Raw genomic sequence first — 17543 nt, forward strand, 5'->3', positions numbered from 1 at the left:
CGACGATGGCGACACAGCAGGGTGACTTTCGGCTGTGGGCATTCGGCGATGCCCATGTCGGAACCGACAGGCAGTCCGGCCGGGAGAGCCTCGCCGAGGCCATCCGGCAGTCTGAATTCGGTGGAGCACAAGGTGGCCCGCCGTTCGACTGGGACATCGCCGTCGACGTCGGTGACATGTCCGGCGCGCATCACAGCCTGCCCGACGACGCCGAAGGGCGGGAGGTCCGCCGGCAGTTCTCGGCATTGCGCAAGCACCGCCGCGAGGACGTGTATTCGGTGTGCGGAAACCACGACCGCAGCGGTCTTTCCGAACCCGACGCGTGGTGGTGGCAGAAGTGGATCGATCCGCTGGGCCTGCACACCGCACACTCCGGCGTCGAAGCCGATGCCCGGCCGTATGCGGTTACCGGCACCTGGGAACGCTATTCGTTCCGGGTGGGCAATCTGCTCTTCCTGATGCTCAGCGACCGCAACGAGCCGTCCCAGGTCGTCGGACGGGGCACGCTCGGCGGCAACCCGGGTGGGGTGGTCTCCGCCGAGACGTTCCAGTGGTGGGCGAACATGGTTGAACAGAACCGTGATTCGATCGTCATCACGGTGCACCACTACGTCCTCAAGGACACCACGGTGGCGTCGGGGGAGTGGGAGGGGGTGCGCCGCGGCGCGGACGGGAAACTCTATGAGCACTACCATCGCCCGTTCCCGGAGGGGACGCCTCAGGGCGCGTCCTACCTGTACTGGGTCGGCGGTAAGCCGGACTCCGGGGCTTTCGAGCGGTACCTCACCGAGCATCCGGGTGCGGTCGCGCTGTGGCTGGCCGGCCATACCCATACCAACCCCGACGATTCCCACGGCGGCAAGACTCACATCGAGCAGGCCTGGGGTGGAACCTATTTCATGAATGTGGCGTCATTGAGTCGCCACCACATGCCGATCACGACCCTGCCGATCAGCAGGTTGCTCACATTTCGTCCCGGCAGCCACGAGGTACGGGTGCAGTGCTATCTGCACACCGACCAACATGCTCCGCAGGGCTGGTACCCGGCTGCGGAGCGCACGCTCACCCTGGAAAAGCCGTTCACCTGGTAGCGAATCACCAGGCGTGCACGGTGTTCTGGGCGGGCTCCAGGCCCTGGGCGATCAGCAGCTCGGTGGCGTCGGCGGCCTGCTCGCAGATCGTCGGTAGCTCGGCGCGTTCGGCGGCGTTGAAGGCCTCCAACACGAACGCCGCCGGATCCTTACGGCCCGGCGGGCGTCCGACGCCGATGCGGACGCGTTGAAAGTCCTTGCTGCCAAGAGCCGATGCCACGGAACGCAGCCCGTTGTGGCCGCCTTCGCCGCCGCCGACCTTGAGCCGGATCCGGCCGAAGTCGATGTCGAGCTCGTCGTGGATGACCACGATCCGGCCGGGCGGCACCGAATAGAACTTGGCCAACGGCCCGACCTGACGGCCGGACTCGTTCATGTAGCACCGAGGTTTGGCCAGGACCACCGGAGCTCCTGCGAGCTGCCCGGTGACCACCTCGGCGCCGGATTTCTTGTGCACCTTGAAGGCCGAGCCGATGCGGGCGGCCAGTACATCGGCCACCATGAACCCGACGTTGTGCCGGGTCTTGGCGTAGGCGGGCCCGGGGTTACCCAGGCCCACCACCAGCAGCGGCTCGGCCATCTAGACGATGTCCTACCTGATTACTCGGCAGCTTCGGTGGCCTCGGCGGCCGGCTCCTCGGCCGGGGCCTCGCCCGCCTCGCCGGCACCCTCGGACTCCAGCTCCTCGGCGCTCGGGGCCTCGACGATGTTGACCACGAGCAGCTCGGGATCCGACACCAGCGAAACGCCGGCGGGCAGCTCGATCTGGCCGGCCAGGATCTGGGTGCCGGCCTCGACGCCCTCGATCGACACGGTCAGGTGCTCGGGGATCGACAGGGCCTCGGCCTCGATCTCGATGCTGTTGGTGTCCTGGGTGACCAGGGTGCCCGGGGCGGCGTCGCCCTCGACGGTGACGGTGACCTCGACGTGGACCTTCTCGCCACGACGCACGACCAGCAGGTCGGCGTGCTGGATGTTGCGGCGGATCGGGTGAATGTCCAGAGCCTTGGTCAGCGCCAGCTGCTCCTTGCCCTCGATGTCGAGGGTCAGCACGGCGTTGGTGCCGGCGTGGCGCAGCACGGCGGCGAACTCGCGGGCGTTGATCTCCAGGTGCTGGGGATCGGTGCCGTGGCCGTAGAGCACGGTGGGCACGTTGCCGTCGCGGCGGGCCTGGCGCGAGGCGCCCTTGCCGGTGCGGGTACGCACGGTCGCGGTCAGCTTGTTGGGGATGTTCTTTGCGGCGGCCTTGGCCATGATGTTGCTCCTCTGAATTGCGGTACTGCGGTCAGATCGTCAGCACGGCAAGGGGCGCAACACTTGAAGAAGTTCCCGCCGATAACGGTGGCCATAAGGTCCACCCTCGCCGTGACGCCAGGTCAGGGTAGCAAAGGCGGACCTGCTCCGGAAAATCGGAGCCTGCGGCCTACAGCGGATACGTGGTCTTGGTGAGCTGCTCGGACAGCTCCCACAGCGCCTTCTGGGTGTCCACCCGCCGGGCCAGCGGGCTGCGCCCGACCGGCTGCCTGGGGCCGAACTGGCCGAACCGCGGCCCGATGAAGCTGTCGCCTGGGACGTCCTGGGACGCCGCGAACAGCGTCTGACGTGCACCGAACGTCGCGTCGCTGGCGAAAACCCGGTTGGCGGTCGCCATCATCCGCTCGCCGAACTTGTTGCCGGTCTGCCCTTGCAGATTGGTCGCGGAGTATCCCGGGTGCGCGGCCAGCGCGCGCACCTGCGAGCCGGACGCGTTCAGCCGGCGCTGCAACTCCGAGGTGAACATCAGATTGGCCAGCTTGGACTGCCCGTAGGCCAGCCACGCCGAGTACGGCCGCGATTTCCAGTTGAGGTCCCGCAGGCTGATCTGCCCGATCCAGTGCATCAACGACGACACCGTCACCACCCGGTCGGAGATCTTGGGCAGCAGCAGGTTGGTCAGCGCGAAGTGGCCGAGGTGGTTGGTGCCGATCTGGCTTTCGAAGCCGTCGGCCGTGCGGCTGAGCGGCACGGCCATGATGCCTGCGTTGTTGATGAGCACGTCGACGCTCTCGACGGTGTCGGCGAACTCGTGCACCGAGGCCAGGTCCTGCAGGTCGAGTTTGCGTACCTCGACAATGCCGCCCGTCATCGTCTCTGCGGCTGCGGTGCCCTTCTCCAGATTGCGTACCGCGACGGTGACCTTGGCGCCCACGCGGGCGAGTTCCCGGGCGGTGACGAGGCCAAGTCCGCTGTTGGCGCCGGTGACGATCACCCGGCGGCCGGTGAACGAGGGCAGGTCGGCGCTGGTCCATCCACTCATGCTGACCACCCTACGGTCGTGCAGGCAGTTCCTCGCGGCTTCACTTCTTGGCGATGTTGAAGCCCGCGATGATCGACTCGATGTCCGGGCCCTGCGCCGCGGCCTCGTCGGCATAGGTGGTCACGGTCAGCTGGACGAGATAGCGCTGCGGGGGTTGCAGCCCGTCGTTCGCGATGACGACGCGGTTGTAGCTCTGCATGCGCTTGCCGTTGAGGTCGTAGCTGCCCTCGATCATCGCCGACGGGAAGCCCTTCCAGTCCGCGTTGGATGCGTTGAGCTGCTTGAAGTTCTCCGACAGCTGCGCGTCGGCATAGCCGTGTTCTTTGAGGGCCTTGGGCACGTCGAAGTCGCCGTGCAACGTGAAGGCGAGCATCATCGCGGTGGGGTAGGTGTTGCCCTTGGCGATCATCCGGGTCCCCGGAGCGAGGTTCGGATTGTTGTAGGTGTGCCATCCCGGCGGGGTCGGCATGGTGATGGTGAGGTGGGGGACCTTCTCGGGGGCGATGGGCTCACCGACGACGCCGGAGTCCTCCAGGTATTGCCACAGCGGCACCGGCTGGTTGTCGGCGGGGGCGGCCGGAGTCGTCGAACTCGTGGTCCAGATCGACTTGTAGTCAGGCGTTTCGGCGCCACAGCCGGAAGCCAGGACCGCCGTCGCGGCGGCGGTGGCGAGCAGCCGCTTCACAGAATCTCGCGCACCGAATCGATCGGCCGGGCCAGCCGGGTGCCGTTGCCGGTGACGACGAACGGGCGCTCGATCAGGATCGGGTTTTCGGCCATCGCATCGAGCAGTTCGTCGTCGGACGCGTCGGCCAAACCGAGTTCGGCGTATAGGGATTCGCGCTTGCGCACCGCGGTCCGCACGTCGATCCCGGCGTCGGCGATCAGTTTCTTGATCTCGTCACGCGTCGGCGGCGTCTTCAGGTACTGCACGACCTCGGGCTCGATCCCGTTCTCGCGCAACAGGTCCAGCGTCTTGCGTGAGGTCGAGCACTTGGGGTTGTGGTAGATGACGGCGGCGGGCCGCCCATCGGATCCAGCCATCTAGGCGGACCCGTCGAACAGTCCGGTCACCGAACCGTTCTCGAACACCGCGCGGATGGTGCTGGCCAGCAGCGGCGCGATGGACAGCACGGTCAGCTGCGGGAACTTCTTGTCGTCGGTGATCGGCAGCGTGTTGGTGACGATCACCTCGCGGGCACCGCACTCGGCCAGGCGCTGGGCAGCCGGATCGGACAGCACACCGTGGGTCGCGGCGATCACCACGTCTTTGGCGCCGTCCTCGCGGAGCAGCTTGACCGCGCCGGCGATGGTGCCGCCGGTGTCGATCATGTCGTCGGTGAGGATGCAGGTCTTGCCCTTGACGTCGCCGACGACGCGGTTGGCCTTGACCTGGTTGGGCACCAGCGGGTCGCGGGTCTTGTGGATGAAGGCCAGCGGCACTCCGCCCAGCGAGTCGGCCCACTTCTCGGCGACGCGCACCCGGCCGGAGTCCGGCGACACCACGACGACGTCGGTGTCGGCGTACTTCTCGGCGATGTAGCCACACAGCAGCGACTGGGCGCGCATGTGGTCGACGGGGCCGTCGAAGAAGCCCTGGATCTGGTCGGTGTGCAGGTCGACCGAGACGATGCGGTCGGCGCCGGCGGTCTTGAGCAGATCGGCGACCAGGCGGGCCGAGATGGGCTCGCGGCCGCGGTGCTTCTTGTCCTGGCGCGCGTACGGATAGAACGGCAGGATCGCGGTGATCCGCTTGGCGCTACCGCGCTTGAGCGCGTCGATCATGATGAGCTGTTCCATCAACCACTGGTTCAGCGGCGCCGGGTGCGACTGCAGCACGAACGCGTCGCAGCCGCGCACGGACTCGTCGAACCGGACGAAGATCTCGCCGTTGGCAAAATCACGGGCGGTCTGCGCCGTGACCTCGACGTCGAGTTCCTTGGCGACCTGCTCCGCCAGTTCCGGGTGCGCGCGCCCGGAGAACAGCATCAGGTTTTTTCGATTGTCGGTCCAGTCCGTGGCCACTATGGCTGCCTTCGCGGTTGGGGATCGATACGGAGCAATCGTACGTAGCGTTTCTGGTAGTTCGTAGCCGGGTTACCAGATTGCCAACACGAAACGTCGGATTGCCTGGCCCAGCGGTGCCGACTGTGGCGTTCGTGCACGCATTTGCCACGGATACCGTGCACACGCGCCACGCTCGCGGCCGGGTGGTCGCCGACCTACTCCTTGCGGGCCTTGCGCGCCGCCTCGGCGGCTGCCGAGCCCGGACGCTTGCGCTCCACCCAGCCCTCGATGGTGCGCTGCGCGTTGTCGGACACCGCCAGCGCGCCGGGTGGAACGTCGTCGCGCAGCACGGTGCCGGCTCCGGTGTAGGCGCCGTCGCCGACGGTGACCGGCGCGATGAACATCGTGTCGGAGCCGGTGCGCACGTGGGAACCGATGGTGGTCCGATGCTTGGTCTCGCCGTCGTAGTTGACGAATACGCTGGAGGCCCCGATGTTGCTGTGGTCGCCGATGTCGGCGTCGCCGACGTAGGTCAGGTGCGGCACCTTGGTGCCGGTGCCGATCGTGGAGTTCTTGGTCTCGACGAAGGCGCCGAGCTTGGCGTCGGACCCGAGGATGGTCCCGGGCCGCAGGTAGGTGAACGGGCCGACGGTCGCGCCGGCCCCGATCACGGCGAGCTGGCCGTGTGTGCGCACCACCGATGCGCCGTCGCCCACCTCGACGTCGGTCAGCGTGGAGTCCGGGCCGATCTCGCAGCCGGCCCCGATCTCGGTGGTGCCGAGCAGCTGGGTGCCGGGGCGCACGACGGTGTCGCGGCCGATGGTCACGTCGACGTCGATCCACGTGGTGGCCGGGTCGACGATCGTGACACCGGCGCGTTGATGGCGGGCCACGATGCGGCGGTTGAGTTCGGCGCCGAGGTCGGCGAGCTGCACGCGGTCGTTGACGCCGGCCACCAGGGCACTGTCGTCGACGTGCATGGCCCGCACCGTCCGGCCGTCCTGCCGCACGATCGCGATGACGTCGGTGAGGTACAGCTCCTGCTGGGCGTTGTTCGAGCTCAAGCGGCTCAGCGCCGAGCGAAGGTCCGCGATGTCGAAGGCGTACACCCCGGCGTTGATCTCCCGGATCGCGCGCTGCGACTCGGTGGCGTCGGCCTGTTCGACGATGCCGATGACCTCGTTGTCCTGGGTGCGCAGGATGCGGCCGTAGCCGGTCGGGTCGGGCACGGTGGTGGTCACCACGGTGGCGGCGGCCGTCGCGGCGCTGTGCGTTTCGATGAGCCCGGCCAAGGTGCCGGCGTCGAGCAGCGGGACGTCACCGGAGGTCACCACGACCGTGCCGGCGAATTCGTCGGGCAGCGAGCTCAGGCCGCAGGCCACCGCATGGCCGGTGCCCAGCTGCTGGTCCTGGATGGCGATGTCGATGCTGCGGCCCAGTTTGTCGGCCAGCTCGCCGACCGCGGGGGCGATGCGCTCCCGGTCGTGGCCGAGCACGACCACCAGATGCTGGGCGGCGGCATTGGCGACGGTGTGCACGGCGTGGCTGAGCATGCTGCGACCGGCCAGGGTGTGCAGCACCTTGGGGGTGTCCGAGCGCATTCGGGTCCCGGCGCCTGCTGCCAGTACGACGACTGCGGCCTCGGTGGTCGACACATCATCCCCTTGTTTCGCCGAGCGACCGTGTCTGTACATCGACACGCCGGCCCTTGTGTGATTTTGCGGTCGTTCGCGGGATCGTGAGCTCCGTCGCCAGGACTCGAACCTGAACTATCTGAACCAAAATCAGAGGTGCTGCCGATTACACCACGACGGAATGTCCGGGAGAGACTCTAGTCGAACGGTCTAGCCTGATATGCGTGGCAGCACCCGAGAAGGAAGTGCGGGCCCCCCGGGCCCGGATGACCGGCAATGAACGGCGACAACAGCTCATCGAGATCGCCAAGTCGCTGTTTGCCGAACGGGGCTACGAGGGAACCTCGATCGAGGAGATCGCCCAGCGCGCGAATGTCTCCAAACCCGTGGTCTACGAGCATTTCGGCGGCAAAGAAGGCCTGTACGCCGTCGTCGTCGACCGGGAGATGTCGGCCCTGCTGGACGGGATCACCTCGTCGCTGACCAACAATCGGTCCCGGGTGCGGGTCGAGCGGGTGGCGCTGGCGCTGCTGACCTACGTCGAGGAGCACACCGACGGCTTCCGCATCCTGATCCGGGACTCGCCCGCGGCCATCACCTCGGGGACGTACGCCACGTTGCTCAACGACGCGGTCAACCAGGTGTCCTCGATCCTGGCCGGGGATTTCTCCCGCCGCGGGCTCGACCCGGATCTCGCGCCGCTGTACGCCCAGGCCCTGGTCGGGTCGGTGTCGATGACCGCGCAGTGGTGGCTCGACGTCCGCGAGCCCAAGAAGGAAGTGGTGGCCGCGCACGTGGTCAACCTGGCCTGGAACGGGCTGACCCATCTGGAGTCGGATCCGGTCCTGCACGAGGAGTAGGCCAACCAAACTGCAACTCAGGGGTTGCAGCAAGAGTTCCTCATGTGCAACCCTTGGGTTGCAGCAATCCGGCCAGAGAGGAACCCCGATATGACCACCGACTTCGACCGCATCGAGCGCGAGATCACCATCGACGCACCGGCGCAACGCGTCTGGGATCTGGTGAGCGAGCCCGGCTGGTACATCAACGACGAGCGGATCACCGAACACCAGATCGAGCGGGACGGCGACGTCGCCATCGTCACCGACCCCACGCACGGGCGGTTCGCGTTGCGGACGGTCGCGGTGGACGAGCCGCGCTATGTGGCCTTCCGCTGGCACATCGATGCCGACGATCTCGACAGCTCGTCCACGCTCGTCGAATTCTGGATCACCCCGGCGCCATCCGGCGTGGTGCTACGGGTCGTCGAGAGCGGGTTCGCCTCGCTCGACGAGCCTGAGGCCAACCGCCGCTCCCGGTTCGACGACCACAGTGGCGGCTGGCCACTCGAGCTCGGCCTCGCCCAGAAGTACCTGGTGGGGGCCGCTGCCGATGCCTGAAAGTGCCTCGCCGGTACAGGTTTTCGCGGCGCTGGCCGACGACAGCCGATGGCAGGTGCTCGTCGCCCTCGGGCGGCGGCCCGCGTCGGCGTCGGCCCTGGCCGACGAACTCCCGATCACCCGCCAGGCCATCGCCAAACACCTGAAGGTGCTCACCGATGTCGGCCTGGTGGCAGCCACCAGGGTGGGGCGTGAGGTCAGGTACGAGGCGGTCGGAGCCCGGCTCAGCGAGGTGGCGCGCCGGCTCGACGGGATCGCCGCCGGCTGGGAACGCCGGCTCGCACGGATCAAGGATGCCGTCGAGCAGGACGGCTGACGGCGCTCAGCCCAGGTCCCGCATCAGCAGGTCGGCCGTCGTCTCCCTGCGCACCAACGTCCGCGAGGCGCCGTCGCGCACCGCCACCACCGGCGGGCGGCCCACCATGTTGTAGGTCGAGGCCATGCTGTGTTGGTAGGCCCCGGTGCAGGCCACGGCCAGCAAATCGCCGGCATGGATGTCGGCGGGCAGCTCGACGTCGTGCACGATCTCGTCGCCGGCCTCGCAGTGCCGTCCGACCACGGTGGCCACCATGGTCGGTCCCAACGGGTGCCGATTTGCCAGGGCCACGGTGTATTTCGCGCCGTACAGAGCAACCCGCGGGTTGTCGCTCATGCCGCCGTCGACGGCGACGAACGTGCGCCCTCCGGGCTGGGACTTCACCCCGCACACCCGGTACAGCGTCACCCCGGCCCGCGCGCTGATGGCGCGGCCGGGCTCGACGACCAGGCGCGGCCGCGGGAAGCGTTCGGCCGCGCACGCCGCGGTCAGCTCATCGTCGACGACGGCCGCGAACGTCCCGATGTCGAGCGCCGCGTCTCCGCGGACGTACGGAACCCCGTGGCCGCCACCGATGTTGAGCTCGGTCAGCACCAGGCCGTGTTCGGCGCGGATGTCGGCCATGGCGCCGATCAACCGCCGCACGGCCACTCCGTAGGGCGCGGGATCGGTGATCTGTGAGCCGATATGGCAGTGCAGCCCGACCAGATCGAGATTCGGGGTGGCCAGGATGCGGGCCGCGGCACGGGCGGCCCGGTGGTCGGCCAGGGCGAAGCCGAACTTCTGGTCCGTCACCCCGGTGGTGACAGCCCGGTGGCCGTGGATGTCGATGTCGGGCGTGACCCGGATCAGCACCGGCTGGGGCCGGCGCGCCAGACCGGCCAGGTAGGTGATCTCCATCGGTGAGTCGATCACGATGCGGCCCACCCCGACATCGATCGCGTCGCGCAGCTCGTCGCACGATTTGGCGTTGCCGTGCATCACGATCCGCGCCGGGTCGACCCCACCGGCCAACGCGGTCGCCAGCTCGGCAGCTGAGCACACGTCCAGGCCGAGCCCTTCCTCGGCGACCCAGCGCGCGACGGCGGTGGTCAACAGCGACTTGCCCGCGTAGACCACCTCGGCCCGGTCGAGGGCAGCGCGGTAGCGCCGGGCGCGGGTCCGGAAATCGGTCTCGTCCAGCACGTAGGCGGGGGTGCGGTACTCGTCGGCGATGTCGGTCAGAGGCACCCGTCCGACGGTGATGCGGCCCTGCTCGTCGACGCCCGTGGTCAGCGGCCAGATGTTCGGATCGAGGCGTGGTCGGGTGGTGCCGCGAAGTGAGGGCAGGATGTCCAGCAAGGTCATGACTCCACAGTCGGCGCCGCCGGGGCCTGCGTCACCGGGCTTGACGGTTCCTTGACGCTGCGGGGTCGGATCCTGACGGGCTCAACTCCTACCGAACGACTTCGTCTCCGTCCGGGTGGCGATGAACCCGTTGCCTTTCTGCGGATCGGCCATCCGGCAGGCCAGCAGGATGTCGTCGGTGTGGATGCAGGTGGCGTTGCCCGAGTCGAAGCGTTGCCCGGCGGGCAGCAGCGGCGCCTCGTCCTCGGTGAGACCGTCGACGGGGCTGAGGGGTTCTTCGGTGCGGGTGAAGCTCATCGGGATCGCGCCGTTGGTGGTGCCGTAGCTGAACAGGTGCGCGAGGTTGGCGTCGTCGGGGGCGTCGACGAACGGCCCGCGGCAGTCCAGGGCGTACATCGCCCGGTGCTGGGTGGTCATGCAGACGAAACCGTCGGGCGTGCGGAAGCCCTGCACCGGGAACCCCTGGCCCTCGCGCAGTACGTACTGCGCGGGATCGACGGCGGGGTAGGCGGCGAAGTCGGGAACGCCGTCGGGGCCGAGGTGGGTCGGCACCTGCTCGGGCGTGGCCTCCGGCTTCTCCCGGGTGAGCCATATCACCGCGAACACCGCCGTCAGCACCACAACGAGCGCTGCCGCCCACCGCTTCATCGCTCCATGATCGCCCCGGACAGAGCACTACGGAGCCGAATCCCCGGCCCCGTAGAATGGCCGTCATCATGACCGCACCGGGGCACAACCATGTCCAGACCCCGATTGCGGGTCTCGTCGAGCTGGCATTGACCGATCCGTCCCTGCAGGACGTCCTTCGCCGTGCCGCCGACCGGCCCGCCGATCTCGCGCTCGTCGGGCCGGCCAGTGCCCGCGTGCTGGTGGCCGCCGGGCTGGCCCAGCAGGGTCCGTTGCTGGTGGTCGCCGCCACCGGCCGGGAGGCCGACGATCTGACCGCCGAGCTGCGCGGGGTTGTCGGCGACGCCGTCGCCCTCTTCCCGTCCTGGGAGACGCTGCCGCACGAGCGGCTGTCCCCGGGTGTGGAGACCGTCGCGGCCCGGTTGTTGCTGTTGCGCAGGCTGGCCCATCCCGAGGACGCGACACTGGGTTCGCCGCTACGCGTGGTGGTCACCACCACGCGCTCGCTGCTGCAGCCGATGGCTCCCGACGTCGTCGATACCGAACCGGTGACCCTCACCGTCGGTGCCGAGGCCGAGTTCGAAGCGGTCATCGCCCGGCTGGTCGACCTGGCCTACACCCGCGTCGACATGGTCGGCAAACGTGGAGAGTTCGCCGTGCGCGGCGGCATCCTCGACCTGTTCCCGCCGACCGCCGAGCATCCGGTGCGCGTCGAGTTCTGGGGCGACGAGATCTCCGAGATGCGGATGTTCTCGATCGCCGACCAGCGCTCGATTCCCGAGATCCCGGTGCAGCACGTGGTCGCCGTGCCGTGCCGTGAACTGCTGATGACCGCCGATGTGCGTGAGCGCGCGGCGGTGCTCGCCGCCGAGCACCCCACCCATGAGAACAGCGTGCCCGGCAGCGTGCCCGACATGCTGGCCAAGCTCGCCGAGGGCATCCCGGTCGACGGCATGGAGGCGCTGCTGCCGCTGCTGCACCCCGTGCAGCCGACGACGCTGACGCACCACCTGCCCGAGGGCGCCCCGGTGCTGGTGTGCGACCCGGAGAAGGTGCGGACCCGGGCCGCCGACCTGATCAAGACCGGGCAGGAGTTCCTCGAGGCCTCGTGGTCGACGGCCGCGGTCGGCGGTGATGCGCCCATCGACATCGAGGCGCTGGGCGCGTCCGGATTCGTCCCGTTCGAGCAGGCGCGCGAAGACGCCGTGGCCGGCGGGCATCCGTGGTGGACGTTGAGCCAGCTGCCCGACGGGAAGGCCACCGAACTCGATCTGCGGCCCGCGCCTTCGGCCCGCAGTCAGCAGAGCCTCGAAGAGATCTTCGCCATGCTGCGGGCTCACGTGGCCACCGGCGGATACGCCGCGGTGGTCACCCCGGGCACCGGCACAGCCCACCGCGTGGTGGAGCAGCTGGGTGATTCCGATACGCCCGCAGGGATGTTGGAGCCCGGCGAGGCGCCCAAGGCCGGTGTGGTCGGGGTGCTCAGGGGGCCGTTGCACGACGGCCTGATCCTGCCCGGCGCCAACCTCGTCATCATCACCGAGACCGATCTGACCGGTAACCGGGTGACGGCCTCAGAGGGCAAAAAGCTTGCGGCCAAACGCCGTAACGTCGTCGATCCGCTGGCACTGACCGCCGGCGACCTCGTCGTGCACGATCAGCACGGCATCGGCAAGTTCGTCGAGATGACCGAGCGCGTGGTGGGCGGAGCCCGGCGCGAGTACCTGGTGCTGGAGTACGCGTCGTCCAAACGCGGTGGCGGATCGGACCGGCTGTATGTGCCGATGGATTCGCTGGATCAGCTGTCGCGGTACGTCGGCGGCGAGGCGCCGTCGCTGTCCAAGCTCGGCGGAAGCGACTGGGCCAGTACGAAAACCAAGGCCCGCAAGGCTGTTCGGGAGATCGCCAGTGAACTGGTGGCGCTGTACGCCAAACGGCAATCGGCGCCCGGGCATGCGTTCGGCCCTGACACTCCATGGCAGAACGAGATGGAGGACGCGTTCGGCTTCACCGAGACCATGGACCAGCTGACCGCGATCACCGAGGTCAAATCCGATATGGAGAAGCCGGTTCCGATGGACCGGGTGATCTGCGGCGACGTGGGTTACGGCAAGACCGAGATCGCGGTGCGCGCGGCGTTCAAGGCCGTGCAGGACGGCAAACAGGTGGCGGTGCTGGTGCCGACGACGCTGCTGGCCGATCAGCATCTGCAGACCTTCACCAACCGGATGGCGGGGTTCCCGGTGACCGTCAAGGGATTGTCGCGGTTCACCGATCCGGCCGAGTCGCGCGCCACCATGGAAGGAATGAAGGACGGGTCGGTCGACGTGGTGATCGGCACGCACCGCCTGCTGCAGACCGGGGTGATGTGGAAAGACCTGGGCCTCATCATCGTTGACGAGGAACAGCGGTTCGGTGTCGAGCACAAAGAGCACATCAAGTCGATGCGCACCCACGTCGACGTGCTCACCATGAGCGCCACCCCGATCCCGCGCACCCTGGAGATGAGCCTGGCGGGCATCCGCGAGATGTCGACCATCCTCACCCCGCCCGAGGAGCGCTACCCGGTGCTGACCTACGTGGGTCCGCACGACGACAAGCAGGTGGCCGCCGCGCTGCGCCGTGAGCTGCTGCGCGACGGGCAGGCGTTCTACATCCACAACCGGGTGCGCACCATCGATCAGGCCGCGGCGCGGATCCGTCAGCTGGTGCCCGAGGCGCGGGTCGTCGTCGCGCACGGGCAGATGAACGAGGAGACGCTGGAGAAGACCGTCGAGGGCTTCTGGAACCGTGAGTACGACATCCTCGTGTGCACCACCATCGTCGAGACCGGGCTGGACATCTCGAACGCCAACACGCTGATCGTCGAGCGGGCCGACACCTTCGGGTTGTCCCAGCTCCACCAGTTGCGTGGCCGCGTGGGCCGCAGCCGCGAGCGTGGCTACGCCTACTTCCTGTACCCGCCCAATTCGCCGCTGACCGAGACCGCATACGACCGGCTGGCCACCATCGCGCAGAACAACGAGCTGGGTGCCGGTATGGCCGTGGCGATGAAGGACCTGGAGATCCGCGGCGCGGGCAACGTGTTGGGTGTCGAGCAGTCCGGTCACGTGGCAGGAGTTGGCTTCGACCTCTACGTGCGGCTGGTCGGCGAGGCCGTCGAGGCCTACCGGGCCGCGGCTGACGGGAAAACCGTTGCCACACCGGAGGAGCCGAAGGAGGTGCGGGTCGATCTGCCGGTCGACGCACACCTGCCGCCGGAGTACATCGGCAGTGACCGGCTGCGGCTGGAGGGCTACCGGCGGCTCGCGGCGGCCACGGACGAGGAGGCCGTGCGGGCGGTCGTGGATGAGCTCGTCGACCGTTACGGCCCGTTGCCCGAGCCTGCTCAACGTCTGGTTGCGGTGGCCCGGTTGAGGCTGCTGTGCCGCGAGTACGGGATCACCGAGATCGGTGCGGTGTCGGCCTCCACGGTGAAGCTGTCTCCGATGGTGCTGCCGGACTCCGCCCAGTTGCGGCTCAAGCGGATGTACCCGGGCGGGCACTATCGGGCCACCACCTCGGTGGTCCAGGTCCCGTTGCCGCGTGCCGGTGACGGTGTCGGTGCGCCGCGTATTCGTGATCTTGAATTGGTGCAGTGGGTGGCCGGATTGGTGCTGGTGCTCAACGGACAAACACAGAGCACCTTCGACGTCACCGCCGGACTGAATTCCCCAGATTAATTCTTCGGACCAATCGCCTGGTCGTCGCTGCTTTTTGGGTGTCCGTGCCGGACTAATCGCCGAACCGTTGTTAACGCGCAGGCGCCCGGATCCGACATACGTACGGGGAGTCAAGAAGGTATTGCGCTGTCGTCCGAATGAGAGGCGACGGGGTCGTCGGACATATGGCGGTCACGCAATTTCCCAAACCGAACATCACGCGATTGCTGCTATTTGGTGGATCGATCGCGGTGACGCAAGGCGAAGGAGTGATCATGGACTTCAAGAAGTTCGCAGTAACCACCTCAATGGCCGGTGCACTTGGCCTCGGAGCGTTTGGCCTGGGTACGGGCCTCGCGAACGCCGTTCCGGACGTACCGCAGCCGCCGCCAGTTCCTGGGCCGGCCATGCCAGGTGTGAATGTGCCGGGTGTCAACGTTCCTGATGTGAATGTGCCGGCTGTGAACGTTCCCGACGCGAACGTGCCGGCTGTGAACGTTCCTGATGTGAATGTGCCCAGTGTCAACGTCCCTGATGTGAACGTGCCCAGCGTGAATGTTCCTGATGTGAACGTGCCCAGCGTGAATGTTCCTGATGTGAACGTTCCCAGCGTGAATGTTCCTGACGTGAACGTGCCGAGTGTGAACGTTCCTGATGTGAACGTGCCCACGGTCCGGTTTCCCGAGGTAGACAATTTCTTCCGGCAGCCGAACGGCAATATCGCACCCGGGCAGTTGATGAATTCGCCGACCATCAACGGTGTTGCGAATCCGTTCTACGGCATCCCGCCTGGTCAGCTGAAGACGCTGCCCTCGGTGAACGGGGTCGCGAACCCGTTCTTCAACGAGACCCCGGGCCACTGGGTCGTCCCGGAGGGCCAGTTCCCGCCGGAGTCGTAAACCACGGCCTGTGACATGATGGCCGCCTTGCCTTTGGGCAGGGCGGCCATCCCGTGCGAAGGCCCCCGGTGCGAAGGCCCCCGGGTGCCGGCGAATCGCGGCCTTGGCCTGCTCACCAGGAACGTCGAAGTCCGGCAAGGTGTTGGTATAACCGAGATCAGCAAATCTCGTCGAATTGGTGAGGGGGTGGAGCCCGATGACCGTGGTACTCGTCGATCCCCGCCGCCCCGCATTGATCCCGGTGGAAGCGATCGAGTTCCTGACCGGCGATGTGCAGTACACCGAGGAAATGCCGATCAAGGTGCCGTGGACGTTGCCCGCGGCGCGGCCCATCTACGGCGACGACGAAGGCAACCCGGCGCCCGTGTTGCTGTCGTCCGATCCCGAGCATCCGGCGGTCAAGGCCCGTCTGGCGGCCGGGGACCGCTTGATCGCGGCTCCCAGGGCACAGGCGGGGGAGCGCATCGTGGACGCCGTGGCGATGATGGACAAGCTGCGCACCGACGGGCCGTGGGAGAGCGAGCAGACGCACGATTCGTTGCGGCGTTACCTGCTTGAGGAGACCTACGAGCTGTTCGACGCGGTGCGCGGCGGCAACGCCGACGAGCTGCGCGAGGAGCTCGGTGATGTGCTGCTGCAGGTGCTGTTCCACGCCCGCATCGCCGAGGACGCGCCCGTACACCCGTTCAACATCGACGACGTCGCCGATTCGCTGGTCCGCAAGCTCGGCAACCGCGTGCCGGCAGTGCTTGCCGGAGAATCGATCTCACTGGACGAGCAGCTGGCACAGTGGGAGGAACGCAAGGCCCAGGAGCAGAAGGTGAAGGCCCGAGGTTCGTCGATGGATGACGTGCCCACCGGGCAGCCGGCTCTGGCGCTGGCGCAGAAGGTGCTCGCCCGGGTGGCTCAGGCTGGGCTGCCTGCCGATCTGGTGCCTGCCGAGCTGACCTCGGTGGAGGTCTCGGCCGATGTCGATGCCGAGAATGACCTGCGCAGTGCGGTTTTGGAGTTCATGGACACCGTTCGGGTGGTGGAGTCTGACGTCGCCGCGGGCCGCCGGGGCGAGGACGTGCCCGAGGAACTCGACGCGACGCCGCTGGGCTCGATCACCGAGGACGAGTGGCGGGCGTACTGGCCGGATGCGGTTGTGGAGCCGGAGTTTCTGGAGCACGACGAGGTTGACGAAGAGGACTCCGAGGACGAGGAGCCCGACGAGGACGACGAGGACGACGATGCCGGGGACGAGCCGGGGCGCTCGTAACACCAGGGCGATTTCGAGCCGGTTTTTGCGCCACCAGGTTACGAACGCGCGTCACGAACTCACAACGGCACGGTTTCGGCTCGGGATGCCCCGGCGGTGTGGACGTTGGATCGGGCCGGCGAGATCTACCGTGAGGCCCATGCGGGTACTGCGGATCGCGGTCGTCGTCCTCGTGCTCACTCTGGGAATCGCGGCCCCGCAGGCCACTGCCGAATGCGCGGCCACCGGGTGTGACCTGCGCTCGCGCATCGCCGCCGCGGACGCCTACCTCGCGACGCGGCCCGGCACCGTCGGCTTTGTGTTGCGCGATCGCGTCGCGGGCGCGCGGTACGCCAATGCCAATGCGAACGCCATGATCTGGACCGCCTCCACCATCAAGCTGGCGATGGTCGTCGACCTGCTGACCCGCGAACGGGCTGGCGCGCTGCGGCTGTCGGGCAACGACCGGCAGCTCATGGTGAACATGCTGCGCAACTCTGACAACGATGCCGCCGATGCGTTGTGGACCCGGTATGGCGGGCCGGATCACAAGGCGTTCAACGCGGGCTTCCCGCGGTACGGCATGGCCGACCTGCGCCCGCAGCCGGGATTCGGTGACATCTTCCCGTACTGGGGTTTCCAGAAATCCACCACCAACGACCTCGACCGGTTGATGAACTACACACTGACCCAACTGAATCCGGCCGATGCGTCTGCCGTGGTCTCCGAAATGCAGAAGGTCGGCGGGGACCAGCAGTGGGGCGTATGGGGCGCGGGCCCGTCGATGAGCCCCGGCAACAAGAACGGATGGTCGCAGGAGCAAGGTGGCTGGGTGATCAACTCGGTCGGCTTCGCCGGCCCCAACCAGCGCTACACGCTGGCCATCATGAACGGGCTCAACGGGCAGGGAGGTTACGACGAAGGAGTCGCAACCACCACCCGGCTCAGCCAGATCCTGCTCAGTCCCAAGGGCTGAGCCCCGAGT

General features: G+C 67.6%; 17 protein-coding genes and 1 tRNA gene. 8 read left to right on the top strand and 10 right to left on the bottom strand.

From position 1 onward, the window contains the following. Window positions 1-5 precede the first annotated feature (5 nt). Window positions 6-1091: a metallophosphoesterase gene (locus G6N57_RS12570; RefSeq protein WP_077742803.1), complete on the top strand. Its 1086-nt coding sequence runs from the start codon at window positions 6-8 to the stop codon at window positions 1089-1091. Window positions 1092-1095: 4 nt separating this feature from the next. On the opposite strand, the gene pth is transcribed toward G6N57_RS12570, so the two are convergent. From pth to G6N57_RS12610, 8 genes are all read right to left on the bottom strand, one after another. Further along, window positions 1096-1671, bottom strand: a complete 576-nt coding sequence (pth, locus tag G6N57_RS12575; RefSeq protein ID WP_036447900.1) for an aminoacyl-tRNA hydrolase — start codon at window positions 1669-1671, stop codon at window positions 1096-1098. Between the two features lie 20 nt (window positions 1672-1691). Then, on the bottom strand, window positions 1692-2345 hold the full coding sequence (locus G6N57_RS12580; RefSeq protein WP_077742804.1) for a 50S ribosomal protein L25/general stress protein Ctc: 654 nt from the start codon (window positions 2343-2345) through the stop codon (window positions 1692-1694). A gap of 169 nt (window positions 2346-2514) precedes the next feature. Then, window positions 2515-3387, bottom strand: a complete 873-nt coding sequence (locus G6N57_RS12585; protein WP_077742805.1) for an oxidoreductase — start codon at window positions 3385-3387, stop codon at window positions 2515-2517. Window positions 3388-3427: 40 nt separating this feature from the next. Further along, entirely contained in the window at window positions 3428-4072 is a 645-nt protein-coding gene (locus tag G6N57_RS12590; RefSeq protein WP_077742806.1) for an LpqN/LpqT family lipoprotein, read from the bottom strand. Next, window positions 4069-4431, bottom strand: a complete 363-nt coding sequence (gene arsC, locus G6N57_RS12595; RefSeq protein WP_065463104.1) for an arsenate reductase (glutaredoxin) — start codon at window positions 4429-4431, stop codon at window positions 4069-4071. Before arsC ends, G6N57_RS12590 begins: the two co-directional genes overlap by 4 nt. Beyond that, the gene (locus G6N57_RS12600; RefSeq protein WP_065463105.1) at window positions 4432-5412 is read right to left on the bottom strand and encodes a ribose-phosphate diphosphokinase; all 981 of its coding nucleotides are present in this window, start codon (window positions 5410-5412) and stop codon (window positions 4432-4434) included. Window positions 5413-5609: 197 nt separating this feature from the next. Next, complete coding sequence (gene glmU, locus G6N57_RS12605; protein ID WP_234815861.1) at window positions 5610-6995, bottom strand: bifunctional UDP-N-acetylglucosamine diphosphorylase/glucosamine-1-phosphate N-acetyltransferase GlmU; 1386 nt, start codon at window positions 6993-6995, stop codon at window positions 5610-5612. 142 nt (window positions 6996-7137) lie between these two features. Beyond that, window positions 7138-7209: transfer RNA gene (locus G6N57_RS12610), tRNA-Gln, on the bottom strand. An 85-nt stretch (window positions 7210-7294) separates the two neighbouring features. Between G6N57_RS12610 and G6N57_RS12615 the strand changes: the two genes are divergently transcribed. The 3 genes from G6N57_RS12615 to G6N57_RS12625 all read left to right on the top strand — a co-directional run bounded on the left by G6N57_RS12615 (window position 7295) and on the right by G6N57_RS12625 (window position 8744). Next, window positions 7295-7888, top strand: a complete 594-nt coding sequence (locus tag G6N57_RS12615) for a TetR/AcrR family transcriptional regulator (protein ID WP_070944701.1) — start codon at window positions 7295-7297, stop codon at window positions 7886-7888. Window positions 7889-7978: 90 nt separating this feature from the next. Beyond that, window positions 7979-8428 (top strand): SRPBCC domain-containing protein, encoded by a 450-nt coding sequence (locus tag G6N57_RS12620; RefSeq protein ID WP_077742808.1) that lies wholly within the window; start codon window positions 7979-7981, stop codon window positions 8426-8428. Then, a complete protein-coding gene (locus G6N57_RS12625; protein ID WP_019343773.1) occupies window positions 8421-8744 on the top strand; it encodes an ArsR/SmtB family transcription factor in 324 nt (107 codons plus the stop codon). Before G6N57_RS12620 ends, G6N57_RS12625 begins: the two co-directional genes overlap by 8 nt. Before the next feature lie 6 nt (window positions 8745-8750). Here G6N57_RS12625 and lysA read toward each other — a convergent pair whose 3' ends face one another. Together lysA and G6N57_RS12635 are read right to left on the bottom strand one after the other, a co-directional pair. Then, on the bottom strand, window positions 8751-10091 hold the full coding sequence (gene lysA / locus G6N57_RS12630; RefSeq protein WP_077742809.1) for a diaminopimelate decarboxylase: 1341 nt from the start codon (window positions 10089-10091) through the stop codon (window positions 8751-8753). Window positions 10092-10172: 81 nt separating this feature from the next. Then, on the bottom strand, window positions 10173-10739 hold the full coding sequence (locus G6N57_RS12635; RefSeq protein ID WP_077742810.1) for a hypothetical protein: 567 nt from the start codon (window positions 10737-10739) through the stop codon (window positions 10173-10175). Between the two features lie 68 nt (window positions 10740-10807). On the opposite strand from G6N57_RS12635, the gene mfd reads away from it, so the two are divergent. The 4 genes from mfd (at window position 10808) to G6N57_RS12655 (ending at window position 17534) form a co-directional block, all read left to right on the top strand. Then, window positions 10808-14440, top strand: coding sequence for a transcription-repair coupling factor (mfd, locus tag G6N57_RS12640; protein WP_077743233.1), 3633 nt, complete (start codon window positions 10808-10810; stop codon window positions 14438-14440). 164 nt (window positions 14441-14604) lie between these two features. Continuing rightward, window positions 14605-15318 (top strand): hypothetical protein, encoded by a 714-nt coding sequence (locus G6N57_RS12645; protein WP_235680587.1) that lies wholly within the window; start codon window positions 14605-14607, stop codon window positions 15316-15318. Window positions 15319-15514: 196 nt separating this feature from the next. Next, the gene (locus G6N57_RS12650) at window positions 15515-16579 is read left to right on the top strand and encodes a nucleoside triphosphate pyrophosphohydrolase (protein ID WP_077742811.1); all 1065 of its coding nucleotides are present in this window, start codon (window positions 15515-15517) and stop codon (window positions 16577-16579) included. 139 nt (window positions 16580-16718) lie between these two features. Then, window positions 16719-17534, top strand: a complete 816-nt coding sequence (locus G6N57_RS12655) for a serine hydrolase family protein (protein WP_077742812.1) — start codon at window positions 16719-16721, stop codon at window positions 17532-17534. Window positions 17535-17543: the final 9 nt, after the last annotated feature.

Source organism: Mycolicibacterium boenickei (assembly GCF_010731295.1).
GTDB classification, from domain to species: Bacteria; Actinomycetota; Actinomycetes; order Mycobacteriales; family Mycobacteriaceae; genus Mycobacterium; species Mycobacterium boenickei.